This window comes from Streptococcus sp. 9.1, from assembly GCF_016648815.1.
Taxonomy (GTDB): Bacteria; Bacillota; Bacilli; order Lactobacillales; family Streptococcaceae; genus Streptococcus; species Streptococcus salivarius_E.
The window spans coordinates 120,376-144,829 of sequence record NZ_JACLQS010000001.1 but is presented as its reverse complement, the minus strand read 5'-3'; the positions used below and the strand labels follow the sequence as shown (position 1 = coordinate 144,829).

The 24,454-nt window shown below is 38.7% G+C and carries 19 protein-coding genes; 16 read left to right on the top strand and 3 right to left on the bottom strand.

All coding sequences use genetic code 11. The features are described 5' to 3' along the window. Nucleotides 1–30: 30 nt before the first annotated feature. Nucleotides 31–1,113 carry a DEAD/DEAH box helicase gene (locus H7T93_RS00620; protein WP_175057515.1) on the bottom strand — a complete coding sequence of 361 codons (1,083 nt, stop codon included), beginning with the start codon at nucleotides 1,111–1,113 and terminating at the stop codon, nucleotides 31–33. A 91-nt stretch (nucleotides 1,114–1,204) separates the two neighbouring features. Here H7T93_RS00620 and udk point away from each other — a divergent pair, with 91 nt between their 5' ends. From udk to mprF, 7 genes are all read left to right on the top strand, one after another. Beyond that, entirely contained in the window at nucleotides 1,205–1,840 is a 636-nt protein-coding gene (gene udk, locus H7T93_RS00615) for a uridine kinase (protein ID WP_002890688.1), read from the top strand. A gap of 36 nt (nucleotides 1,841–1,876) precedes the next feature. Next, nucleotides 1,877–3,796 carry an ABC-F family ATP-binding cassette domain-containing protein gene (locus H7T93_RS00610; RefSeq protein ID WP_049528783.1) on the top strand — a complete coding sequence of 640 codons (1,920 nt, stop codon included), beginning with the start codon at nucleotides 1,877–1,879 and terminating at the stop codon, nucleotides 3,794–3,796. Nucleotides 3,797–3,885: 89 nt separating this feature from the next. Then, a complete protein-coding gene (locus tag H7T93_RS00605) occupies nucleotides 3,886–4,146 on the top strand; it encodes a YiaA/YiaB family inner membrane protein (protein ID WP_048674474.1) in 261 nt (86 codons plus the stop codon). Between the two features lie 139 nt (nucleotides 4,147–4,285). After that, complete coding sequence (locus H7T93_RS00600) at nucleotides 4,286–6,907, top strand: ATP-binding protein (protein WP_175057517.1); 2,622 nt, start codon at nucleotides 4,286–4,288, stop codon at nucleotides 6,905–6,907. Between the two features lie 12 nt (nucleotides 6,908–6,919). Then, nucleotides 6,920–9,457 (top strand): hypothetical protein, encoded by a 2,538-nt coding sequence (locus tag H7T93_RS00595; protein WP_175057518.1) that lies wholly within the window; start codon nucleotides 6,920–6,922, stop codon nucleotides 9,455–9,457. 403 nt (nucleotides 9,458–9,860) lie between these two features. Further along, nucleotides 9,861–10,580 carry an alpha/beta fold hydrolase gene (locus H7T93_RS00590; RefSeq protein ID WP_175057519.1) on the top strand — a complete coding sequence of 240 codons (720 nt, stop codon included), beginning with the start codon at nucleotides 9,861–9,863 and terminating at the stop codon, nucleotides 10,578–10,580. Continuing rightward, the gene (mprF, locus tag H7T93_RS00585) at nucleotides 10,577–13,132 is read left to right on the top strand and encodes a bifunctional lysylphosphatidylglycerol flippase/synthetase MprF (RefSeq protein WP_175057520.1); all 2,556 of its coding nucleotides are present in this window, start codon (nucleotides 10,577–10,579) and stop codon (nucleotides 13,130–13,132) included. Before H7T93_RS00590 ends, mprF begins: the two co-directional genes overlap by 4 nt. A gap of 54 nt (nucleotides 13,133–13,186) precedes the next feature. Here mprF and gatD read toward each other — a convergent pair whose 3' ends face one another. Together gatD and murT are read right to left on the bottom strand one after the other, a co-directional pair. Then, nucleotides 13,187–13,975: a lipid II isoglutaminyl synthase subunit GatD gene (gatD, locus tag H7T93_RS00580; RefSeq protein ID WP_048674479.1), complete on the bottom strand. Its 789-nt coding sequence runs from the start codon at nucleotides 13,973–13,975 to the stop codon at nucleotides 13,187–13,189. Then, nucleotides 13,975–15,318 carry a lipid II isoglutaminyl synthase subunit MurT gene (gene murT, locus H7T93_RS00575; RefSeq protein ID WP_201041572.1) on the bottom strand — a complete coding sequence of 448 codons (1,344 nt, stop codon included), beginning with the start codon at nucleotides 15,316–15,318 and terminating at the stop codon, nucleotides 13,975–13,977. The genes gatD and murT overlap by 1 nt, the downstream gene beginning before the upstream one ends. A gap of 101 nt (nucleotides 15,319–15,419) precedes the next feature. Between murT and cdaA the strand changes: the two genes are divergently transcribed. The 9 genes from cdaA to H7T93_RS00530 all read left to right on the top strand — a co-directional run bounded on the left by cdaA (nucleotide 15,420) and on the right by H7T93_RS00530 (nucleotide 24,340). Further along, nucleotides 15,420–16,271, top strand: a complete 852-nt coding sequence (gene cdaA, locus H7T93_RS00570) for a diadenylate cyclase CdaA (protein WP_084914693.1) — start codon at nucleotides 15,420–15,422, stop codon at nucleotides 16,269–16,271. Further along, entirely contained in the window at nucleotides 16,268–17,233 is a 966-nt protein-coding gene (locus tag H7T93_RS00565; protein WP_201041571.1) for a YbbR-like domain-containing protein, read from the top strand. The genes cdaA and H7T93_RS00565 overlap by 4 nt, the downstream gene beginning before the upstream one ends. Nucleotides 17,234–17,453: 220 nt before the next feature. Further along, nucleotides 17,454–18,806 (top strand): phosphoglucosamine mutase, encoded by a 1,353-nt coding sequence (glmM, locus tag H7T93_RS00560; RefSeq protein WP_013990769.1) that lies wholly within the window; start codon nucleotides 17,454–17,456, stop codon nucleotides 18,804–18,806. Nucleotides 18,807–18,808: 2 nt separating this feature from the next. After that, a complete protein-coding gene (locus H7T93_RS00555) occupies nucleotides 18,809–19,249 on the top strand; it encodes a GtrA family protein (RefSeq protein WP_175057522.1) in 441 nt (146 codons plus the stop codon). Between the two features lie 98 nt (nucleotides 19,250–19,347). Continuing rightward, nucleotides 19,348–20,034: a tRNA (adenine(22)-N(1))-methyltransferase gene (locus H7T93_RS00550; protein WP_201041570.1), complete on the top strand. Its 687-nt coding sequence runs from the start codon at nucleotides 19,348–19,350 to the stop codon at nucleotides 20,032–20,034. Then, nucleotides 20,024–20,812 carry a Nif3-like dinuclear metal center hexameric protein gene (locus H7T93_RS00545; RefSeq protein WP_175057524.1) on the top strand — a complete coding sequence of 263 codons (789 nt, stop codon included), beginning with the start codon at nucleotides 20,024–20,026 and terminating at the stop codon, nucleotides 20,810–20,812. Before H7T93_RS00550 ends, H7T93_RS00545 begins: the two co-directional genes overlap by 11 nt. A 12-nt stretch (nucleotides 20,813–20,824) precedes the next feature. Continuing rightward, nucleotides 20,825–21,652, top strand: a complete 828-nt coding sequence (locus H7T93_RS00540) for a ZIP family metal transporter (protein WP_037600988.1) — start codon at nucleotides 20,825–20,827, stop codon at nucleotides 21,650–21,652. 66 nt (nucleotides 21,653–21,718) lie between these two features. Next, nucleotides 21,719–22,807, top strand: coding sequence for an NAD(P)/FAD-dependent oxidoreductase (locus H7T93_RS00535; protein ID WP_175057525.1), 1,089 nt, complete (start codon nucleotides 21,719–21,721; stop codon nucleotides 22,805–22,807). Nucleotides 22,808–22,993: 186 nt separating this feature from the next. Continuing rightward, nucleotides 22,994–24,340, top strand: a complete 1,347-nt coding sequence (locus H7T93_RS00530) for an acyl-CoA thioester hydrolase/BAAT C-terminal domain-containing protein (protein WP_175057526.1) — start codon at nucleotides 22,994–22,996, stop codon at nucleotides 24,338–24,340. The last annotated feature ends 114 nt before the right edge of the window (nucleotides 24,341–24,454 follow it).

Sequence of the window (24,454 nt, the reverse complement as noted above, 5' to 3'; positions counted from 1 at the left end):
CAGTTTACTCTGAAGTGCTTTTGTAATGCCTTATTTTTCGTGAAGTTCTTGATTTTTAAGAACCAGTTCTGAAACTTTGGCGAATTTTTTAAGTTTTTTGAGGTCTTCTGGATGGGTTACAAAGCTAATGACGCTACCTTCATTTCCCATACGACCAGTACGTCCTGCACGGTGAGTATAGGCTTCGCGATCTCGAGGAATATCGAAATTGATGACTACCTCTAGATTTTCAATATCGATGCCGCGTGCCAAGAGGTCAGTACCTAGTAAGAGTGAAATCTCATGATTCTTGAATTTTTCCAAGATAACCTTACGGAATTTGACGTTGATGTCACTAGCCAATGATACCGCTGAGGCCCCGTTAAATTGGAGGCGTTCTTCAGTAGCCCCAAGGTCAGAAAGACTGTTGAAAAAGACAAGGCCACGGAAGTCAGGAATATTGGAGAATTTACGAAGAAGTTCGACACGGTTACGTTTATCAACGCTGATATAATAATGTTTGATGGTGTCTAATTCCTGATCAGATAGGTCATAAACGATGGTATTTTCGACAAGATTTTGATCATCAATTTTGTTGGTTGCCGAAATATAAATCATTTGATGGTCACGAGGAACATGGTGGCTGATTTTTGTCACAAAGTGGTATTGGCTATCACTGAGAAGCTCATCAAATTCATCTAGGACGATGGTGTTGACATTCATCATCTTGATCTTTTTGAGTTTAATCAGCTCAAAGACACGGCCAGGTGTTCCGATGAGAATTTCCGGTCCTTTCTTCAGGCGTTCAATTTGTCTCTTTTGACTAGAGCCAGAAAGGAAGAGTTGGGCAGTGAGTCCTAGTGGCTCAGCCCATTGTTTGGTCACATCAAAAATCTGTCCAGCAAGCTCTGAATTGGGTGCTAGGATAAGCAATTGCTGAGATTTTTTGGGCTTGAGTAAGAGGAGCAATGGGAGAAGGTAGGCTAGAGTCTTACCTGTTCCTGTAGGACTGATACCTAGGATATTGTCTCCTTCAGTGATTGGTGCAAAGAGTTCTTTTTGAATGGCAGTCTCTGTAGTGATTCCTTTTTCTTTAAGGAGGTCTTGCCATTGTTCAGGAAAGTTTTTAAACATAAAAGTCTCATTTTCTATATGGATTTGCTTTTATTATATCATGATTTAGTGTAGAATAAATAAGAAAGACTATATTAGATAGGAATTTACCATGCCTAAAAAACCGATTATTATTGGGGTTACGGGTGGCTCTGGTGGGGGTAAGACCAGTGTTTCTCGTGCCATTCTATCAAATTTTCCAGATGAGAAAATTGCTATGATTGAGCATGATTCTTATTATAAGGATCAGTCACATTTGACTTTTGAAGAGCGTGTATCAACTAACTACGATCATCCCTTTGCCTTCGATACAGATCTTATGATTGAACACATCAATGAGCTGATTGCTGGGCGTCCAGTGGATATTCCGATTTATGACTACACCCAACACACTCGTAGTGAAAAGACTTATCGTCAGGAACCACAGGATGTCTTCATTGTTGAAGGGATTTTGGTACTTGAGGATAAACGCTTGCGTGACTTGATGGATATCAAGCTTTTTGTAGATACTGATGATGACATTCGTATTATCCGTCGTATCAAGCGTGACATGGAAGAGCGTGGCCGTAGCTTGGATAGTATTATTGAGCAATATATCAGTGTGGTTAAACCTATGTACCACCAGTTTATCGAACCTACGAAACGCTACGCAGATGTGGTGATTCCTGAAGGTGTCACAAATACTGTTGCTATCGATTTGATTAATACTAAGGTAGCAAGCATTTTGAAAGAAAGTCAGAAAGCCTAAGCAGGAGCTTGGCTTTTTTGGTATAATTGAAACGTTATGATTATTTTACAAGGAAACAAGATTGAGCGCTCTTTCTCAGGGGATGTGCTCTTTGATAATATTAATATTCAGGTAGATGAACGCGATCGTATTGCCCTTGTTGGACGTAACGGTGCTGGGAAATCAACCCTATTGAAAATTTTGGTTGGAGAGGAAGCGCCGACAAGTGGTGAAATCAACACAAAACGTGATTTGAATTTGTCTTACTTAGCTCAGGATAGTCGCTTTGAGTCTAGCAATACCATCTATGCGGAAATGTTAAATGTTTTTGCAGGTCTTCGTGCAGACGAAAAACGCCTTCGTGACATGGAAATGAAGATGGCTGAGTTAACTGGGTCAGACTTGGACAAGTTAATGACTGACTACGATCGCCTTTCTGAGGATTTCAGACAGCGAGGTGGTTTTACCTATGAATCTGATATCAGAGCCATTCTCAATGGTTTTAAGTTTGATGAAAGCATGTGGGAGATGCCTATTTCAGATCTTTCTGGAGGGCAAAACACGCGCTTAGCTTTGGCGAAAATGCTGCTTGAGAAGCCTGAACTCTTGGTACTGGATGAACCGACTAACCACTTGGATATCGAAACCATTGCCTGGTTGGAGAATTACCTGGTCAATTATCAGGGAGCTCTAATCATTGTCAGTCACGACCGTTATTTTTTGGATAAGGTGGCGACAGTAACCCTGGATTTGACCAAACATAGTTTAGATCGTTATGTCGGAAACTATTCAAAATTCATGGACCTTAAGGCTGAAAAGTTGGCCACTGAAGCAAAGAACTTCGAAAAACAACAAAAGGAAATTGCTAAGTTGGAGGACTTTGTTAATCGTAATATTGTCCGTGCTTCTACAACTAAGCGTGCTCAAGCCCGTCGCAAACAGCTAGAGAAAATGGAACGTCTGGATAAGCCAACAGAAGGCCAGAAGTCAGCTAATATGACTTTTCATGCGGATAAGGTCTCTGGGAATGTGGTCTTGACAGTTAAGGATGCTGCTATTGGTTATGACGATGAGATTCTATCGGAGCCTATTTCCCTGGATGTTAAGAAAATGGATGCAATCGCCATTGTGGGTCCAAATGGTATCGGGAAAACAACCTTTATCAAGTCGGTAGTGGGTAAATTGCCTTTTATCAAGGGAACGTCAACCTATGGTGCTAATGTTGAAGTGGGTTACTATGACCAAACACAATCTGCCTTGACACCGTCGAACACTGTTCTTGATGAGTTGTGGAATGATTTTGCGACAACTCCTGAAGTTGAGATTCGTAACCGTCTTGGAGCCTTTCTCTTCTCAGGTGATGATGTCAAAAAGTCTGTTTCAATGCTTTCTGGTGGTGAGAAAGCTCGCCTGCTCCTAGCTAAATTATCAATGGAAAACAACAACTTTCTCATCCTAGATGAGCCGACCAACCACCTGGACATTGACAGCAAGGAAGTCTTGGAAAATGCCCTCATTGACTTTGATGGAACGCTTCTCTTTGTCAGTCATGACCGTTACTTTATCAACCGTGTGGCAACCAAAGTGATGGAAATTTCTGAGGATGGGGCAACCATTTATCTTGGAGATTATGATTACTACCTTGAAAAGAAGGCGGAGCTTGAAGAGTTAGCACGTCTTGAAGCAGAGGAAAATCAAGTAACAGAGGAAGTCCAAGTAGCTTCAGCGGGTGCTAGTGATTATCAAGCTCAAAAAGCCAATCAAAAAGAGATGCGTAAATTAAGCCGACGCATTGAGCAAATTGAAAATGAGCTAGAGACGATTGAAGAACGATTGGAGGAAATCTCTGCTGCCATGCTTGAAACAAATGACGTGGCAGAATTGTCTGACTTACAGAAAGAGCTGGATGACTTATCAGTCAATCAAGAAGCTCTGATGGAAGAGTGGGGTGACCTATCAGAACAATTGGAAAGTTAAGGAATGATGAGAACCTTTTCATGTTTTGAGTTGTGAAAGGCTTACATTGTTGGTATAATAGTCTTAGTATATAAAAGGAGACTAACTTTATGAACAAAGTAAAGAAAAAAGTGTATCGTAACACAACATCTTTCAACATGATGGCATGGGGATCATTTGGCTTCTTCGTAATCTTGATGTTGGTAGGCCTCTATACCCTTAAAGAGCCTTTGATGGTTAAGGGTTACTATCTCATGGGATGTGTTGGTTTGATTTCATCTTCATTTACAGTATCTAAGGTTGTCCGTGATAACCAAGAAGATGAAGAAAACTATAATAAGCTCATCGCTCAACAAACTTTCGAACAATAAGAGGAGAAGCCTGAAAAGGCTTTTTCTTTTTGCAGATTTCATGAAAGCTTTATTGTTATGGCTGAAAATAAGTGATAGAATAAGGGAGTCATGAAAATCATTTTCATGGTTAAAAGTTATCTTATTAGGAGAATATTTCATGGAGAACTACGTAGAGAAAATTAATTGGGAGAAGTTTAAAAAGCCGATAGTCATAGAGACAGTAACATTGAATGAGGATTCTGAAAACTATTTATTTAAAAAACAACTAGATGCTGTAAAAGAAATGTTGAATCATTTTGATAACGAAAAAGATTCAAAAGGTGAAGTAATATCAAGGAATATCTCAATTGCCGGGGAACGTGGGTCTGGTAAAACTTCTTTTTTAAAATCTCTAAAGAATATCTTGAGTGATGACTACTATGTTTTTGATATTGTGGGTTCTGAAATATTGTCTTCTAATATGACAATAATAGATGTTTTTTTATCACATTTAGATGGATTGATTAATATAATTTCTAAAGATAATCAAGGAAATTGTATAAAACTTTCAGAGTTGAAAAGGTTATTAAAAAAAGCTATGGCTGCCATTGGTGCTGAGAAGCAAGAAAAGGAGTACTATAAAAACGGGCAGCCAGAAAATGCGATGTTGCAGGCCTTATCTGATCGCCTAGGTTTAGAAGTTATTTTCGCAGATATATTAGATTGTTTGAAGGGAATACTTGAATTTCAAGGACAAATTGTAAAAGATTTTGTTTTGATCATTGATGATTTAGATTTAGTGAAAAATTCGTTGGTCTCTCAATTTTTGACTGAAATGCAACGCTATTTGGATAAAAAGCTAATCATTATATTTGCCTATCGAGAAAGACAGTTAGAGAATTCGTTATTTGAAGATAGATTTAATGATAATAAGAATCTTATTGGTCAAAATATTATTGAAAGTGATGAACTATATTCACAAATTGAACAATTCCTTGTTAAGCTAGTTCCCTATGGAAATAGAATAAAATTATATAGTCAAGATGATGTTTTAAAACTTCCAATTACAAAAATTTTAAGTTCACTTGAGATTATTGGTGAAAATCATTATATTGTAAATGACAATTTACATATAGTTAATTCGAGAAGTGAATCGTTAGAGTTTACAGTTGAGGAATGGTTTTATAAGTACATTCATAGGCACACAGATTTATACATTAAACCGGTAGATACAAGAGAAGATACTCATCAATTTTTACCTAGAAGTTTAAGGGAATTGATTCAATGTTTTGAAATGTTTGATAATATGAAGCCATTGGGAACGATTGATGATAAAGACTTCTCAAAAAATATACTTTCAAATCTTGAAATATTGAAACGCTATAAATCCTTTAAGGTAAGTATACAATTTGCTTCAAATTCTAGCATACTGGATTACTTTAATGAGTGGGAAGCTTCAAAACCGTTTCATAAAAATATGATAACATATCGTTTTTTAAATCGTAGTGATAAACTAAAAGGTTATCCTTATGATTTAGAAAATAGAACGGATTATAATATTACCTTTGGAGATGTATTGGCACGTATTGAGGCTGAGAAATATCAAAAAAATATTTTAAATAATAGATTAGAGAATTATTTTCTTTATATTGTTAAGCTTAATTATTCAATAGAGCTCTCGATTAATTTTTTTTGGAGTTATAATAAACTCAAAGATTTAGTAAAAAGTGGGGATTCGGTTATTAAGTCTTACAAGGAAAAAAGAATTAATTACTTTAACAATAACGGTTCTATTATACAGAAAGATGAACAGAAAAAATATTTTAAAGAAGTAATCACAGAAATCTATAAAAGGATTCCTGAACTAGATGAATTTTTGCAACTCATAAATTGCAGCTTTATGCCGGAAGACTTCAATTATTTTGATTACAGAAATCCTGAGAGAGATAATGGTGAATATACTCTTGATTTGAATAAACAGGTGAATTGTACTAATACAACATTTAATGACTTTGTAAATAATTTTATTAACTCTGAGATTAGTGCCTTTGGGGATATCAGACAGAATATCCAAAGAGGGTTTAGTCAATTTGTATATAGAAAACTTTATACTTTTAACCCTATTTATTTTGAACGAGCAGCTAAATATTACTTGTCATTTTATATCTCATGTAATAAGGGGGATTATGTAATCAATAGTATTATTAATCTAGTCGAGAAAGAGGAACAACAAGCACCTTATTTCTTCAAAAATGCTTTTCAGGTAGATATCTTTGTGAGACAAAATTATATATCAAGTACACCCACAAAACCTTTTGAGACTGTGCTTAAGAATATTAATGGTACTATATCTGGAAAGAAGGCTCTTTTGAACTTCGATTACGATGCTAATACCATGAGGACTTATATGTTTAACAATAAAAATGAAAAAAAAGAGTTTCCTATTAACTATCCTCCCTTATATCCACTAGACGATATAGAGTCTTATTCTAGTTACTATGAACATTTAGTAGGTGATTCAGAAAAGAATAATGAAAATAGTGAAAAGCTGTATAGAAGTAAGTTCAGATATTTTTATGAAGCGGTTAATTATTTTAAGAGTAAATTAAACGTGAAAATAGATACAATAGGGGATAGACGTGAAAAATTAGTTCGTAGATTGAAAAAAGATCTTGTATTTTTAAAAGGCGAAGAGAAGCAACAATTTGATATTATACTGAAACATATAAATGATGAAAAGACATATCTTAGAGCCGACTTTGATAAGTTAGCAGAGTTTTATAATAAATACTTAAAGTAAGGTAAATTGTCAATGAAACAGATAGATCGCTTTTTACGTGTATTTTATAAGGATTTTCCACTTCAAAGAGCTCTAAGAATAGAGATGGATGGTCACTTGCGTGACGAATCTTATTCTCAAAACTGGCATTCGTTTTTCTGGCTAACCCATAATAAATATGAATTTGGATTAGATTATCTTAATGAAGTAGAAAAAATATATCGGGAGATTTATTATGACTATAATGATGATGAAATTAATTGTTTACTAGATAAATATGTCGAACTATCAAAGAAGGTTTCGCCAACTGGATTTGAGGGGAATACAATAAACTTTTTTGTTTATATAGCGGATAACTTAATGTTTTATCGAAATGGAAAAGTAACGATTCATTTTGACCACCTCTTAGAGTGGAATGGTATTATTAATAAGATTGATGCAAACATTCTGTTTGCAATGAAATCTGCTTTAGAGGGACGAAATATTTTGTCTGACGATTCCCATAAGGTTAGCCATGATAATGCTAGGTTGAATTCTATACTTTCTAAGGGAATAAGTGATAACCATATGCATCTAAAGGGGTCTGGCTATACTAGTGACATGAACTGGTATGATTTTTCAACAGAAATTCACGGCGATTACTTACAAGCAAAATCTAAGATTTTTTTTGAGATTTTGAAAACCTTTGATATGGATTATGAACAGGAAGAACTGGCGTTTTTAAAAATCAAAGTCGTTAAATATTATCTTTTTGGGAAGTACTTAGTTCACTATGACGAAAGTGAAAAATATCAAGAGTTTAAGAAAAATGTTAGACTTTTACTTCACACAGTAAACAAAGAAGAGTTAGAGTTAATCCAGTCTAGAATTGATGATGACCTGAGTTCACTTTCTAGTTGTTGGGAAGAAAAGTATCGTTTTATTTCTGGAAATCCCAAATACCCTTTCTTAGTAGAAAGAATGTTTCTTAAAGAGTTATTTAGTGCTTATCTTAGTGGTAAAATGTCTCACTTTGATCTCTATTTGTTAAACTGTTATTTATTAGCTACTAATAGATTTAAGAAATTCTTTAGTCAAGATAATGTTGGAATGGGTTTTGAGAAGTTCAAACGTAGCGAAAATATTAAGGAAAATCTTCTCATTTGCGATGACAATTCTAGAATCTTGGATTCAGTCTTTGATAAATATTACTCCGAAAAGAATGTTAAGAAAGTTGAATTTAGGATTGCACCAAAGAAAAATATAAAGTCTTATAATTCTCTGATTAGTTCTTTAAATAGGGCGAATAAGAAGATTGCAATGAGGGTTAATAGAGAGAATGAACTACTCAAGTATGGTATTATTGTTCATTTTATTAAAGATAAAAACGATTTTAATATAGAGTGTGGGGTATCTCGTAAAGAAAAGTCATACATCAACTTGAAAAATCAAATCAATCCTTTACTTGCTTATTTTGAAAGTATTCAATATGCTGATGATAACGAAAAGAGTCAGTATGACAAGATTGTTGGTGTCGATACAGCTAATTATGAACTTAATGTTAGACCAGAGGTTTTTGGACCAAGTTTTAGATTGTTGCGTAAGGAAATCAAAGAATCTCATAGTTTTGGAATTACCTACCATGCGGGTGAAGACTTTACGACTCTTGCAAATGGCTTACGTGCTATGGATGAGGTTATTGAATTTTTAGATTATGGTTCGGGAGATCGTTTTGGACATGGACTTGCCTTAGGTTTAAATGTTAATGCTTATTTTAAAAAGAAACGTTATACGATTGTATCGAATGTTGAGGAGTATTTTGATGATATTGTTTGGATGTATCATTTCATTAGAGCTCATATAGATAGGTTTGAAGTTAAGGATTTTATTTCAAATTTATCTTATAAAGAATATGATATTTTAAGTATGTTGGAAAGAGAATTTGACCGAGTAAAGGGAAATTATAATTTTGATAAGTTATATACACTCTATGACTTTTATGAGGCATACAAGCTTCGAGGAGATGATCCTGAGGTTTATTTAGAGTATGGTGATAGGTGGAACTATGATAAAGTGAAATTTTGTTGTCAAACTAGAATTAATTGGCACGATTCGAAACATCAATCAGCTGCCAACAATCCTAAGGCAAGGGAATTGTATATAAAATATCATTACTGTGATAAATACAAAGCTAACCATTTTAAAACGTTTACAGGAGAAGCAAGTTCTATTTATATTGATGCTGTGAAGTTGGTACAATTTATTTTAAGACTAAAAATATATCGCATGGAGATTGGAATAGAGGGTAATCCAACATCTAATCGAAAAATATCTTTTATCAATAAATATATTGATCTTCCTTTATTAGAACTGAATAGTAGTTACATCAAACCAGAATCGAAATATAATTTATCAGTTTCTATTAATACTGATGATAGTGCGATTTTTCAGACTGATTTATCACAAGAATATGCCTATGTGGTGGCAGCCTTGCTTCGAGAAGGGCACGATATCGAGAGTGTTTATAAATATATAGACTATATTCGTGAATTATCCTTAATGCAGAGTTTTGTTAGGGATGAAGATTATTAAAAAATTTAAGTTCATATTGAATAAAGCTTGTATTCTATCAGTCATGTTGTTGTATATGGAGACTTACTGTTGTGAGAAAAGTGGCTGAACCATTTTAGAACCAGCCACTCGGAATTTTTGAGACTTTAGGCTCAAAAATTAGTCATGGAATTTCGAAGAAGGTCGCTGACATCCGTACTCACTTAAGGAAAGTCTCAAAAAGATTTCATTTAAAGAAGCCTGAAAAGGCTTTTTCTTTTTGCAGAAAATGCACAAATATTCTGACTCTTGCCTAGTGGAAGTGTTATAATGGAGTGAAGGGGTAAGATGGTTTTGGAATGTGATAAGTTCAACTCATCAGCCCTAATGCCTTATAAGACTAATTATCGTATAAGAATGCGTTAGTGAAAAGGTAGGTAATATTATGGAATTCAAAGTGAAAGATGGTCAAATCATCTATTATCGTGATCTCGGTAAAGGCTTTCCAATTGTTTTTTTGCATGGCAATAATTTGTCAGGAAATTACTTTGGTAAGCAAGGAATTCTGTATCGAGACTATCGTTTAATTTTCATTGATAGTCGTAATCACGGCAGGTCCAGTCGTCAGAGTGTTAAGATGACCTTTGAACAGATGGCTGCCGATTTGGAGGAAATTTTGCAATATTTGAATATCAAGAAGGCCTTATTTGTCGGTCATAGTGACGGTGCTAATTTGGCTATGGTTTATGCTAGTCGTTATCCTGACCGGATTGCGGGACTCTTACTTAATGCAGGGAATATGACCTTTAATGGGTTGACGAGACGCTCAAGATTCGCGGTCTATATACAATATCTTTGCTTAAAAGCCTTGTCACCATTTTCATCTAAAATGGATATCATGGCTCAGGTAACGGGTCTGATGCTTCATGACTTGCCGTTAGATAGGGAACGTCTACATCAGGCTGCCTATCCTGTTTGGGTAGTTATGGGGCAAAGGGATGTTATCAGTATTAGGCATTCTAGAGAGATTTCAGAGCTCTTTCCGGTTCATAAGCTCTATGTCCAACGTCGTGAAGGGCATCGTCTAGCTCAACGTAAATATAAGGTCTTTAATCAAATGATTCGTGAGCTTGTGAGAATTAGTCGAAAAGAGGTGGTGGCATGAAGCGTCTTTTAGAGAGACTTCAACCTTTAAAAGCAGCCGTTAAATCCATCTTCTTTATCTCGATTACGGTTCTTGTCGTCATAGAATTGGTTCGTCTAAAACGGACCATCACTTTAGAGTCACTGGAGTCAGCTCTGTCCGGTTTGTCTATTTGGCATCTTGTTTTGATGGCTGTCATCGGACTAGTCGCTGTCTCCCCCATGCTCTTTTATGACATCATACTGAATAAGGAGCTAGAAACGGATTATTCCAAATCCTATATCTTAGAAACAAGTTGGGCTGTCAATACCATTAATAACTTGGCTGGTTTTGCTGGTTTGGTCGATGTGGGTCTGCGATATTCCTTTTATTCTGAGGATGGGCAGGAAAAGACAGGTGTCAAGGCACTTTCTCGTTTATTGCCTTACTTTATGTCGGGCCTATCCCTTTTAAGTGGTTTGGTATTCGCTGTTTTTTGGTTCTTCCCTCTAAGTCCAGACTTAAGAAAATATTGGTTACTCTTATTGGGTATTTTCCTTTATCTGCCTTTTATTTTCTTTGTTTCTAGTCGTGAAAAGTTAACCTATTTTGGTCAAGTACCGTTGAAAACGAGGCTAAGTCTTCTTTTAGCTTCGACAGCTGAATGGGGAACGGCCCTGGGGAGCTTTGTCAGTGTGGCTTATTTAATGGGCTTACATGTTCCACTTTATAATCTGATTCCTCTTTATTTCCTAGCGGTTATTATTGGTATCTTCTCTATGATTCCGGGTGGGATTGGTAGTTTCGATTTGATTGTGATTACCGGTCTGACCTCTATGGGGGTTAGCAATGCTCTTGCGGTTAGTCTGCTCTTGCTCTTTCGTTTAACCTACTACGTTATTCCCTTCATGCTTGGTGTTGTCTTCTTTTTCAAACACATGGGAGGACGTATCAACGAGAAATACTTCAAACTTTCTTCACGAGTATTTGGTGGAAGTCTCCACCGTTTTCTCGTATATTTGCTACGTTTTTTAGGGATTTTCTTGATTTTGTCTGCCCTAATCCCTGAACGCTTGGCTAATGTCTACTTTATTAGCCGTTTTGATCCTATTCAGGAACAGTTGATTTGGCAATTTCCAAGTATCCTATTTGGTACCCTATTCATTTTCATGGCTCGTCTCATTAGACGTCGGGTTAAGGGTGCTTTTGTTGCCTCCTTGATAACCTTTGTCTTGGCCTTAATTTATGTCAATCTCAATGGTATTTCATGGGCCATGTCTTTCCTAATTTTACTCTCTTTGGTGCTTATGTTGATCATCAGAAAAAGGTTGTATCATCGTTACTTTGTTTATAGTTGGGAAGACAAAACCAAGGATTTTCTTTTCCTAGCCTTTACGATTCTGGTTCTTCTCGTTTTGGGTGGCAGTGGTTTTTGGTCTCATTTGTTGCCACCTAAGAACCGGGATGTTCTTGGACATTTTGTTCATATTTGGTTTGATATTTTACTGGCATCAGTTATCATTGCAACCATAGTTTGGGGAGTCTTGAGAATTTTGGCACCCCGCAGGCTTTTTGGTCAAAGCATGGATAATGAGCGCTTCACAGCTCTCCTTGAGAAATATGGAGGTGCATCAGAAAGTGCCCTGGCTTATTTACATGATAAACGCCTCTTTTGGTATCGTGTCGATGGACAAGACCAGGTAGTTTTCCAATTTGCACAAACCAGTAACAAGTGTGTGGTTATGGGAAATCCGATAGGTAATGAAAACTATTACCGAGCAGCTTGGGAATCTTTCTTGAAGACCTTGTCGGATTGGAATTTACAAGCCTTGTTTTATGAGGCAGATGAGAGTATTACCCTGATGCTTCATGATTATGGCTTTGATTTTATGAAATTTGGGGAAAATGCCATGGTTGATTTGACGTCATTTTCTGTTGATGGTAAGCATGGTAAGAAGTTCCGTAAGCCAACCAATCGTGTCGAAAAAGCAGGTTTCCAGTTTAAGTTACTTGATCCTCCATTTTCAGAGACTCAGATGCAAGAAATGAAGGCTGTCTCAGATATTTGGCTTAACGGTCGTAAGGAGAAGGGCTTCTCTCTTGGTTTCTTTGATGTAGCCTATTTGCAGCAAGCACCGATTGCTATTGTTGAGAGTGAGGAGGGAGAAATTGTAGCCTTTGCCAACATCATGCCAACCAAAAACAAACGGGTGGCGACGATTGACCTTATGCGTTATGACTTTGAAAAGGCACCCGAAGGTATCATGGATTACCTCTTTGTGAAACTCTTCCAGTACTTCCAAGCAGAAGGAAAGCAGTACTTTGATATGGGAATGGCTCCACTCGCGAATGTGGGTACTGAAGAAGATAGTTTTTTGGAAGAGAAGGTTGCCAATTTGGTCTATGTCTTTGCGCAGCGTTTTTACTCTTTTAGTGGGCTCCAACGTTATAAGGAGAAGTTCTCTCCAATTTGGTCTCCCAAATACATTGTTTATCCTAAACGAACTTGGCTCTTGTTTGATATGATTGCCATTCTAAGGATTGATAATCGAAAAATTGAAGACAGATTGAAGAAAAGACGACTTTGGAAATAGATATGAAAAAATAGCGAAACCCTAAGGATTTCGCTATTTTGCTATGTCATAGAATTATTTTTCAAATTCTGCTTTTGATTTAGTATCTGCGTATTCTTCAGCGACTTCGCTTGAAAGAATATCATTGTAACTTGGCAATTTAATGTCTTGGCCATATTTGTTACGAAGGGCAGTAGTGACCAAACGGTAGGCCAGGTTGGCGTTACGAGAAAGAATTGGTCCATGGAAGTAGCTACCATAAACATTTTTATAGTGGACACCCTCAGAACCGTCTTCCTTGTTATTACCATTACCGTAGACCACTTTTCCAAGTGGTTTTTCATCATCAGAGAGGAAGGTACGCCCTTGGTGATTCTCAAAGCCATAGTAAGTTTCATCGAACTCTTCGTTATGGATCTTGATGTCACCAATATAACGATTATTTTCTTGATTGAGGGTGTAGTGGCCCATAACACCGATACCATCAATGCGGACACCATTAGCCTGGATGTAATATTGACCAAGAAGTTGGAAACCACCACAGATGGCAAGAACTACTTTGTTATCTTGGATGAATTGACCAATGGCCTCACGCTTAGTTGGGAGGTCTTTAGCAACAATAGATTGTTCATAGTCTTGACCACCTCCAAAGAAGACCATGTCGTAGTGGTCCTTGTCGAAGTCATCACCAACTGAAACGATGTCGAAGGTCATCTTAGCACCAAGTTTTTCACCCACGTATTTGATCATAAGGACATTTCCGTTGTCACCGTAGGTATTGAGTAGATTACCATAAAGGTGGGCAACATTTAGGTCATAGGTGTAGTCACGATTTTCTGGAGATTTGAGTGAAGTATAAGTCATTAGTTCATCTCCTTTCCGACAGCATGACGTTGAGCAAGAATATCACGGAATTCAAGCATAGCAGTATAGGTCGCTAAGATATAGGCATGATTGCAATCTTGTTTTTCAATCAAGGCCATAATATCTTCAAGTTTTTCTGCTTGCGTAATCTTTTCTTCTGGATAGCCGGTTACACGAAGACGGCGGGCAATTTCAGAATGGCGAACACCACCAGCGTTAATCTCAGGGATATCCATCTCGAGAATGCTTTCAAAGTTGGCATCCCAAATCCAGCTAGTATCAATACCATCAGCATAATTGGCGTTAAGAAGGACTGACAAGCTAAATGGATAATCTGCAAGTTTAATCATATCCAGAGCTTGGCTAGCTCCCACTGGATTCTTAATTAGTACGAGAGTACATGATTTGTCACCAATCTTAAAGGTTTCTTGGCGTCCAAAGACAGCACGACTCTTATCAAAACCAGCTTTGATTTGCTCTGGAGCCACTCCGAAGAACTCAGCGACAGAGACGGCAGCAAGGGCATTGTAGATGTTATAAAGACCACCGACATTAATCTTGTAATCTTGTCCATCAATGACAAATTCAGAAGTAGTGTTAGTGATTTTAGTCAACTCTGTTAGCTTATAGTCTAATTCTGGACGGTGGAAGTCACAGTTGAGGCATACATAGTCACCCAGATTAGCATAAGTATTGAGGTGATACTGAAGAATGCTCTCACAATTAGGGCAGACAATTCCTTCGGTATTATAATGTGCCAGCTCTGGATCATGCTTTTCAGTGTCAAAACCGTAGAATCGCACGGGATTGACTACTTCTTTAGAATTGAAAAGAGGACTGTCTCCATTAGCCAAAATAGTAGCCTCAGGCGCCTTAGCAGCACCATCTAAAATCATCTGATAAGTAGTATAGATTTCACCATAGCGGTCCATTTGGTCACGGAAAATATTTGTGAAGACAAAAAGACTTGGAGTGATGTATTCAGTGATTTTAGGAAGACTAGCCTCGTCAATTTCTAAGACAGCGATTTTCTTACCAGACTTGGCTTTTTTAGCTGTTAGGAAAGTAGAAGTGATTCCTGTGATCATGTTGGCCCCACTAGGATTGGTCACAATCTCACCAAAAGCTTCTTTAAGAATACCTACTGTCAAAGCTGTTGTAAGAGTCTTACCGTTGGTTCCAGTGACAACGACAATTTCGTAGTCCTTGGCTAAAGTGTCTAAAATATCTTTGTCAAATTTAAGGGCAATTTTTCCAGGCAGGGTTGAACCACGTCCCAATTTTGAAAGGACGAAATGGCTAGCTTTACCCGCCAGAATTCCCATGGTAGTTTTCATAGTCATGAATTTATTTTATCACAAAAAGTAGTGATTGTAGTCTCAAAATAGTTAGAATTCGTGGTATAATAGAAACTGTTTAAAAATTAAAAGAAAGTGTGATATGTATGGGAATACTTTCGTCCATTGATATTGATTTTTGGCGGTCACTCTTTGATAGTCCGCTGAAAGTTATCGTCAATAGTTTGGACATATTGATTGTTGCTTTTTTAATTTATCGCTTTATTAGGGCCTTACGAGGAACAAAAATTATGACCCTTGTTCAAGGGGTTGTCTTATTTATTTTAGTCAAACTGATTTCTGATTTTATAGGCTTCACGACGATTTCTTATTTGATGAATCAGGTCATCAACTATGGAGCCATTGCGGCGGTTGTGATCTTTGCGCCAGAGCTTCGTTCTGCACTTGAAACCTTTGGACGTACGCCTCAGCATTTTTTGCAAAATAAAGAGGTTAGTTCAGATGAGAAGTTGGTTCAAGCCTACGTTAAAGCTGTTAAGTACATGAGTCCTCGTAAGATTGGGGCCTTGGTTTCTATTGAACAGACTCAGACCTTACAAGAGCAGATTGCGACTGGAATTCCACTTGATGCGGTGGTGACTGGGGAACTTTTAATTAATATTTTCATTCCAAATACACCGCTTCATGATGGGGCAGTTATCATCAGAGATAACAGAGTTGCGACGGCTTGTTCTTATCTGCCATTGACGGAATCTAATAAGATTTCCAAAGAATTTGGAACTAGGCATAGGGCTGCCATTGGTCTTTCAGAACAAACAGATGCGCTTACCTTTGTTGTGTCAGAGGAGACTGGTGCGATTTCCATTGCTTACAAGGGAAATTTCATCCATGATCTTTCTATTCAAGAATTTGAAGAAGAGTTGAGTCTTATCTTGTTGAAAGAACAAGAACCACGTCAGTCATTCTTCCAACGTTGGATGGGAGGTAGCAAAAAATGAAGCGTTTGGTAAATTTCTTTAAAAACGATCGTTTATGGCAGATACTAGTTGCACTCTTCTTTGCTGTGGTACTCTTTTTCACAGCCTGGTCGGGGAACTCGCAAAATAAAAGCAATAGTTCAAGTGCATCTAATACCTTTACACAAACCGTTGAGTCGGTCCCTGTGGATATTAAATATGATAGTGATAAGTACTTTATCAGTGGTTATTCCTATGATGCCGAAGTCTATTTGACAGCGACAACACAGCTGGCTTTAACGACTGAGACAAGTAGTGATACACGTCACTTTAAATTAGTTGCTGATTTGTCAAATTTAGGCCAAGGAACCAGTCGAGTACCTATTCAGGTTAAGGATCTTCCAGCTGGAATGTCTGCGCAAGTATCGCCATCAACCTTGACGGCGACTATTGGTAAAAAAGCCAGCAAGACCTTTGACGTCGTAGCTAACATCACATCAGATAAGTTGGCAAATGGCTATGAAGTTAAAAAAGTTAGCCTGGATGCAACCAAGGTAGAGGTGACATCGAGTGAAGATATCATTAACCAGATTGATCATGTTCAAGCAGTATTGGAAGGCGATTCCAACCTGTCTGAAGATTATGATGGGAACTTGGTCCTTCAAGCAGTTTCGACAAATGGAACAGTCCTAGCAAGTTCAATCTCACCAGCTAAGGTGCATGCCAAGATTAGTTTGCGAAAATTAAGCAAATCTGTTCCTGTTAAGGTCGAACTGACTGGAGATAAGGCTAGCAATGTGTCTAGTATCAGCTATAGCTTTAATCGTGGACATGTGACTATTGTTGGTAGCCAAGAAGCTATGGATAAGATTGATAGCATTACAGTCCCTGTGGACATTAGCCAAGTGACTAAGGACACTTCAAAAACAATAGACCTTAAGGCAGAAGGTGTTACGGTTCAGCCTGGCACTGTTAAGGTTAACTTAAAAGTTACGCAAAAATAGGGGAGTTACATTTTTCCTAAATTCATGTATAATGAATGGGATTGAGAGGGACTAATCTCATAAAAATGTAACCAATTAAAAATGTTTAAAATCAAGGGTTGAAAATATTGGCGAAATCTTATAAAGTTAGATTGTCTAGATAGATTTCACTAGATTGACTCTTGCTAAACAGCATCACAGTTTAAGGAGGATTTAGTGCTCAAGCACTAATAATAAAATTATGGGTAAATATTTTGGAACAGACGGTGTTCGTGGAGAAGCAAACGTTGAACTTACGCCTGAATTGGCCTTTAAATTAGGTCGTTTTGGTGGTTATGTGCTTAGCCAACATGAGACTGGCCGTCCTAAAGTTTTTGTGGCACGTGATACACGTATCTCTGGTGAGATGTTGGAATCTGCCTTAGTAGCAGGTTTGCTCTCAGTGGGTATTGAAGTCTACAAACTTGGAGTGCTTGCGACACCTGGCGTCTCATACTTGGTCCGTACGGAAAATGCAAGTGCTGGTGTTATGATTTCAGCCAGCCATAATCCAGCTCTTGATAATGGTATCAAGTTCTTTGGTGGCGATGGCTTTAAATTGGATGATGCGCGTGAGGCGGAAATTGAAGCCCTTCTCGATGCTGCAGAAGATACGCTTCCACGCCCTTCGGCTGAAGGACTTGGAACACTTGTGGATTATCCAGAGGGTCTTCGTAAATACGAAAAATTCTTGGTGGCTACAGGTGTTGACCTCGGTGGCATGAAAGTTGCCTTGGATGCGGCTAATGGAGCAGCTGCGGTATCTGCACGTAACATTTTCCTTGACTTGAACGCAGAAATCGCTGTTATTGGTGACCAACCTGATGGCCTTAACATCAATGCTGGTGTTGGTTCGACACACCCAGAGCAGTTGCAAGCCTTGGTTAAAGAAACTGGCTCAGCTATTGGTCTTGCCTTTGATGGTGACAGTGACCGTCTCATCGCTGTTGATGAAAATGGCGATATTGTTGATGGTGATAAGGTGATGTATATCATTGGTAAACATTTGTCTCAAAAAGGCGAGTTGGCTAAAAATACTATTGTAACAACAGTTATGTCAAACCTTGGTTTCCACAAGGCACTTGACCGTGAAGGCATTAACAAGGCAGTGACTGCTGTTGGTGACCGTTATGTTGTCGAAGAAATGCGTAAAAACGGCTACAACCTTGGTGGTGAACAGTCTGGACACGTTATTATCATGGATTACAACACAACTGGTGATGGTCAATTGACAGCTATCCAATTGACTAAAGTCATGGTTGAAACAGGTAAGAGCTTGTCTGAATTGGCTTCAGAAGTGACCATCTATCCACAAAAATTGGTTAATATCCGTGTGGAAAATAGCATGAAAGATAAGGCTATGGAAGTTCCTGCAATTGCCGCTATCATTGAAAAAATGGAAGCTGAGATGGCTGGAAATGGACGTATCTTGGTTCGTCCAAGTGGTACTGAACCTCTTCTTCGTGTTATGGCAGAAGCCCCAACAGATGATGAAGTGAACTACTATGTTGATACGATTGCTGATGTTGTTCGTGCAGAAATTGGATTGGACTAAGTATGATAGCTAAGCTCAGAGCCTTCATGGCCACCGAAGTTTTCAAGTACCTTTTCTTTGGTGTCTTGGCAACTTTGGTCTATATGGTCAGTCGTACTTTGATTTTCCAGTTTACCCAACAAGGAACACTTTCAGCAGTCTTAGCGAATGCGATTGCCATAATCTTTGCCTTTTTTACAAATGACATGTTTGTCTTTAATCAGGAAAAGACAGGTATGGTTACGCGCTTTGTTAAGTTCGTGGGTGCTCGCCTATTGACCTTGGTCTTGGATTTGGCTCTGGCCTATTTCTTGGTCGATACCTATCCAGAAATTATTGGTCAATTTGTTGGTTATAGTCATGCTTGGGTAAACGGTATCGAGAGCCTCTTCTCTCAGGTCCTTATCATTGTATTGAACTATATTATTTCTAAATTCTTCGTCTTTACAGGCGAGAAAGTATAAACAAAAAGGAAGTTGTTAGGAAATGTGTTAAAAGCATTTCTTACCAACCTCCTTTTTTGATATAATTGAAGAGACTTAAAAAAATAGAAAGATGAAACATGTACGTACAATTATCTCAACGCCTTAAGGACGTAGCAACTTATGTTCCCGAAGGCGCAAAACTCTTGGATGTAGGCAGTGATCATGCCTATCTTCCGATTTATTTACTTGAAAAAGGTTTGATTACTTCAGCTATTGCTGGAGAAGTGGTAAAAGGCCCTTATGAGTCTGCTCTTGCTAATGTCTCAGCTTCTGGTTTCCAAGATAAAATCGAGGTGCGCTTGGCTAATGGCTTGGCTGCCTTCGAACCTGCTGATGCTGTCACAACCATCACAATCTGTGGCATGGGGGGACGTCTTATTGCGGACATCCTTGATGCTGGAAAGGACAAACTTAAGGGCGTAGACCGTCTGATTTTACAACCAAATAATCGTGAAGATGATCTCCGTATCTGGTTGATGGAAAATGGTTTTGAGATTATTGCAGAGTCTATCATGACTGAAAATGGCAAATACTACGAAATCATGGTGGCAGAAGCTGGACACATGAGCCTTTCGGACAAGGAAGTGCGTTTTGGTCCTCATCTCATGAAAGACCAATCTCAGGTTTTCCAGCTCAAATGGCAACGCGAAATCAATAAATTAGAGATTGCTTTAGGATCCATTCCACTGGCCAATCAGGCTGATCGTACAGCTATTGAAGATAAAATTCAAACCATTAAGGAGGTTTTGAATCATGTTAGCTAGTGAACTTATTAAGACTTATGAAGAATTTTGTCCACCGGAGCTTTCTATGGAAGGTGATGTGGTTGGCTTGCAGATTGGTAGTCTGGACAAAGAGATTCAGAAGGTCATGGTTACTTTGGATGTTCGTGAAAATACGGTAGCCGAAGCCATTGAAAAAGGTGTGGACCTCATTATTGCTAAACATGCTCCAATTTTTCGTCCAGTTAAGGATTTGGTGTCTTCGCCTGACCGAGATATTTTACTTGACCTGGTTAAGCATGATATTGCAGTCTATGTGAGTCATACTAATATTGATGTCGTTAATAATGGGCTTAATGATTGGTTCTGTGACTTACTTGATATTAAAGACACCACTTATTTAACGCAGATTTCTGAAAATCATGGAATCGGTCGAGTAGGTGATATCGTGCCTCAGACTATTGAAGAACTTGCTCTTAAAGTCAAGTCTGTTTTTGGCTTAGATAGTGTTCGCTTGGTTCGTTATAATCATGACAATCCTCTAGTTAGCCGTGTGGCTATTTGTGGGGGTAGTGGTCAAGGATTTTACCAGGATGCTTTGAAAAAGGGCGCACAAGTCTTCATCACTGGTGATGTTTACTACCATACAGGACAGGAAATGATTACTAATGGTCTCTTGGCAATTGATCCTGGGCACCATATCGAAGCCCTTTTTATCTCAAAGATTGCTGAGAAACTTGAAGCTTGGAAACTTGAGCATGATTGGAATGTGACGATACTTGAAAGTCAGTCCTCAACCAATCCTTTTGACCATTTGTAGGAGGATGTGTCTGTGACTTGGCTTTTACATCAAAATGTGGTCTTTTTGGCCTTGCTTGCTGGTCTTTTTACTTGGGGCTGTACCATTGTCGGATCGGCCATTGTTTTCTTCTTCAAGAATATTAGCCGTAAATTGCTAGATATCATGATGGGCTTTGCAGCTGGTGTCATGATTGCGGCCTCTTTTTGGTCGCTTTTGGACCCCTCTTTAACTTATGCGACTCAAAATGGCTATGGGAAGTGGTCATGGTTCCCTGCGGCAGCTGGTTTCTTGCTTGGAGGTGTTGCCCTTCGTTTGATTGATGCCGTTGTTCCCCATTTGCATTTGGGGAATGACATCTCTAAAGCAGAAGGTATTCAACCTCGTAAGAAAAAGTTGTCCAAGACAGCCCTGCTCTTTTTGGCTATCACCATTCATAATTTTCCAGAGGGATTAGCAGTCGGTGTGACTTTCGGAGCCTTGGCTGGTGGCAATATGACATTCGCGGGTCTTATGGGAGCCATTGGTCTAGCTATAGGTATTGGTTTGCAGAATGTCCCCGAAGGTGCAGCCCTCTCAGTTCCTATTCGAGCAGATGGAAAATCTCGTATCAAGGCCTTTTATTGGGGATCTATGTCAGCCATCGTGGAGCCTATAGGGGCTGTTATGGGAGCTGCCCTTGTCATGTTGATGATGGCAATCATTCCTTATGCTTTGGCCTTTGCGGCTGGTGCCATGATTTTTGTGGTAACGGAGGAATTGATTCCTGAATCACAAACCAATGGTAATACTGACGTAGCAACCTTGGGCCTTATGGTTGGCTTTGTCGTCATGATGGTCATGGACGTGGCCTTGGGGTAAAAGAATAATAAAAAGCTGTGCCTATTGATATAGGACTCAGCTCTTTTCAAATAGATGGAGTAAAAAATGAAAATTGCAATCGTTGGTGCAGGTATCGTCGGTTCAACGGCTGCCTACTACTTATCAAAAGAAAAAGGCGTAGAAGTTACAGTATTTGATCATGGTCTTGGACAAGCAACCAAGGCAGCAGCAGGGATTATCAGCCCCTGGTTTTCCAAGCGTCGTAATAAGGCCTGGTATCGCATGGCCCGTTTGGGAGCCGATTTTTACCAAGATTTAGTTTCAGATCTTGAAAAAGATGGTTATGACACGAGCTTCTATGATCAGTCTGGTGTAGCCCTTCTCAAGAAAGACGATAGTAAATTGGACGCTTTGTACCAGCATGCAGAAACGAGACTAGAAGAATCACCCATTATTGGTGAACTCTCTATAAAAAATGCTGAGGATCTCCCTGAATTCACTGGATTTGACCATTATCTCTATGCTTCTGGAGGAGCCAGAGTGGAAGGGGCAGAGTTGATAGCTACCTTGATTGAGGCCTCTGGTTTTGTAAAGGTGGAAGGACCAGTTACACTCTCTCCTCTTGACAATGGCACTTACGAGATTAATGCTCAAACTTTTGATAAGGTCATTCTCGCTTGTGGTGCCTGGCTAGGTCAAACGCTTGAACCCCTTGGTTTTGAAGTAGATGTTCGCCCCCAAAAAGGTCAATTACGTGACTATTTCTTTGAGGGGTTAGATACTGGTAAGTTGCCTGTTTTGATGCCAGAGGGCGAACTAGATGTCATCCCCTTTGCTGGTGGAAAGATTTCGGTAGGAGCCAGCCACGAAAATGACCAAGGCTTTGATTTGACAGTTGATGAGACTGTACTTGCAAGTCTGGAGGAAGAGGCTAAGACCTATTTCCCTGACTTAAGTACGGCTAAGTCCTTCTCAGAACGTGTGGGAACGAGAGCCTACACGAGTGATTTCTCTCCTTTCTTTGGAGAAGTTCCAGAACTTGAGAGTGTCTTTGTTGCTTCTGGTTTAGGATCTTCAGGGCTCACGACGGGGCCACTGATTGGAAAAAATCTGGTTGATTTGGCCATGAACCGACCTGGTAGTTTGGACAGTGCAGACTATCCAGTGGCTCAGTACGTTAAGAAAAAAGACTAATAGTATTAAAGCCCTCCAATATATTGAAATTTATGAATCAGTTAGCTATTTCTCCTTATTGAGGGATGCTAGCTGATTCTTTTTTTATTAGAGTTCCTCATATCTATTTCTTATTTAATTAGAAGATGATAAAATAGTAACTGTTCATCGATTGTAGGTGAATACTAATAAAAAAGGGGAGGGACTATGTTCCAAAAAGTTAAAGTATATGTGACAGTCATTGTTACTTTGCTAGCCATAAGTTTAGGCCTATCTGTCAAAGCAGGGGCAGCAGAAGACTTGGCTGTGACAAAGACAAGTATTGTTCTAGAAAGTTATGAGTTTGGACCAGCTGTAACCAAAGTCATTTTTGAATTTAATCAGAAGGTCACACCAGAGGTTGTCCACAGCTCAACTCAGGTTACAACAGCAGGGGTCAGTCGTCAGGTAACGAACTCTTATGTGTCTGATGATCAGGGGCATGTGGTCTATTATGACAATAGCAAGTACGTGACGCTTGAATTGAGCCTACCATCTTATAATCGCTACAACATGGGTGGGAATGCTGAACCTATGTATTTTAACCTTTCTACTTGGACCAATCAATGGCTGGAAAGTTATATGGTATCAATGAAAGACTTGTCAGTAGTGGCAGGGGGTAGTAGTCAGTCACAGATGGTTTCATCTGAGCAAGATGCCATCAACAATCGTTTGATGCCAACGACGGAGGTTTTCGACGAGCGAGGACAGGTAGGTAACATGCAGTATGCGGCTTATAGTGCCCAGACTGGTACGGGGAATAGCACCAAACCATTGATAGTCTGGTTACATGGCATTGGTGAAAGAGGGACAGATATGAATATTCCGCTTCTTTCAAATGACGTCTATGCGCTTACCCAGCCTGAGATTCAAGGCCATTTCTTAACAACTGGTGATCAGGCGCGTGGGGTTAATGTTCTGGCTGTTCAAACACAGACACCTTGGGGGTCAGATAATGCAGCACAACTCAAAGAGACCATTGATACCTACCTAGCTAATCACCCTGAGGTAGATAAGGGACGAATCTATCTTGCGGGAGTTTCAAATGGTGGTGGTATGGTCTTGACCATGGGAGCAACTTATCCAGATTATTTTGCAGCTCTGATTCCAATTGCAGCGCCACTAACTGTTGACCAATCTGGAATTGATAAACTTAAGAGTCAGCCTATGTGGTTGATTCACACGAAAGCAGATACAACAGTACAACCAGAAAATAGTGTATTGCCTTTATATAAGAGCTTGATTACCTCTGGAGCTACTAACAAGTGGTTCTCATACTTTGAAACAGCTACTGGGACTGATCTTCCTGGGACAGAGTATGATGGACATTGGGCTTGGATTTATTTCTTCCATGACCAAGTGATTGGCGTTCAGCATCCTGAAAATACGAAAAATTGGGACGGATATAGTGGTATGGTAGCCACTGATCCAACCAATGGAGGTGGCTCTCGTGCCAGTGTCAATGGACAAACTTATAACAGTATCTTTGACTGGATGAGTGCACAAAGACACTAAGAGGATGATAAGCACACTTCCCAAAGGGAATATTGCAAGATATTATCTTCAATCGAAAAGGGTTTCAATCGAAATCCTTTTTTGATTGGATTAAGAAAATGGACACTTGTGATT

What these genes read in the sequence shown, in the direction of transcription:
- mprF (WP_175057520.1), top strand. Translation starts at nt 10,577, where the DNA reads ATGAAGCGTCTTTTAGAGAGACTTCAACCTTTAAAAGCAGCCGTTAAA.
- H7T93_RS00595 (WP_175057518.1), top strand. Translation starts at nt 6,920, where the DNA reads ATGAAACAGATAGATCGCTTTTTACGTGTATTTTATAAGGATTTTCCA.
- murT (WP_201041572.1), bottom strand. Translation starts at nt 15,318, where the DNA reads ATGACTATGAAAACTACCATGGGAATTCTGGCGGGTAAAGCTAGCCAT.
- H7T93_RS00610 (WP_049528783.1), top strand. Translation starts at nt 1,877, where the DNA reads ATGATTATTTTACAAGGAAACAAGATTGAGCGCTCTTTCTCAGGGGAT.
- H7T93_RS00550 (WP_201041570.1), top strand. Translation starts at nt 19,348, where the DNA reads ATGTACGTACAATTATCTCAACGCCTTAAGGACGTAGCAACTTATGTT.
- H7T93_RS00620 (WP_175057515.1), bottom strand. Translation starts at nt 1,113, where the DNA reads ATGTTTAAAAACTTTCCTGAACAATGGCAAGACCTCCTTAAAGAAAAA.
- cdaA (WP_084914693.1), top strand. Translation starts at nt 15,420, where the DNA reads ATGGGAATACTTTCGTCCATTGATATTGATTTTTGGCGGTCACTCTTT.
- H7T93_RS00530 (WP_175057526.1), top strand. Translation starts at nt 22,994, where the DNA reads ATGTTCCAAAAAGTTAAAGTATATGTGACAGTCATTGTTACTTTGCTA.
- H7T93_RS00600 (WP_175057517.1), top strand. Translation starts at nt 4,286, where the DNA reads ATGGAGAACTACGTAGAGAAAATTAATTGGGAGAAGTTTAAAAAGCCG.
- H7T93_RS00565 (WP_201041571.1), top strand. Translation starts at nt 16,268, where the DNA reads ATGAAGCGTTTGGTAAATTTCTTTAAAAACGATCGTTTATGGCAGATA.
- H7T93_RS00555 (WP_175057522.1), top strand. Translation starts at nt 18,809, where the DNA reads ATGATAGCTAAGCTCAGAGCCTTCATGGCCACCGAAGTTTTCAAGTAC.
- gatD (WP_048674479.1), bottom strand. Translation starts at nt 13,975, where the DNA reads ATGACTTATACTTCACTCAAATCTCCAGAAAATCGTGACTACACCTAT.
- glmM (WP_013990769.1), top strand. Translation starts at nt 17,454, where the DNA reads ATGGGTAAATATTTTGGAACAGACGGTGTTCGTGGAGAAGCAAACGTT.
- H7T93_RS00590 (WP_175057519.1), top strand. Translation starts at nt 9,861, where the DNA reads ATGGAATTCAAAGTGAAAGATGGTCAAATCATCTATTATCGTGATCTC.
- H7T93_RS00605 (WP_048674474.1), top strand. Translation starts at nt 3,886, where the DNA reads ATGAACAAAGTAAAGAAAAAAGTGTATCGTAACACAACATCTTTCAAC.
- H7T93_RS00545 (WP_175057524.1), top strand. Translation starts at nt 20,024, where the DNA reads ATGTTAGCTAGTGAACTTATTAAGACTTATGAAGAATTTTGTCCACCG.
- H7T93_RS00535 (WP_175057525.1), top strand. Translation starts at nt 21,719, where the DNA reads ATGAAAATTGCAATCGTTGGTGCAGGTATCGTCGGTTCAACGGCTGCC.
- udk (WP_002890688.1), top strand. Translation starts at nt 1,205, where the DNA reads ATGCCTAAAAAACCGATTATTATTGGGGTTACGGGTGGCTCTGGTGGG.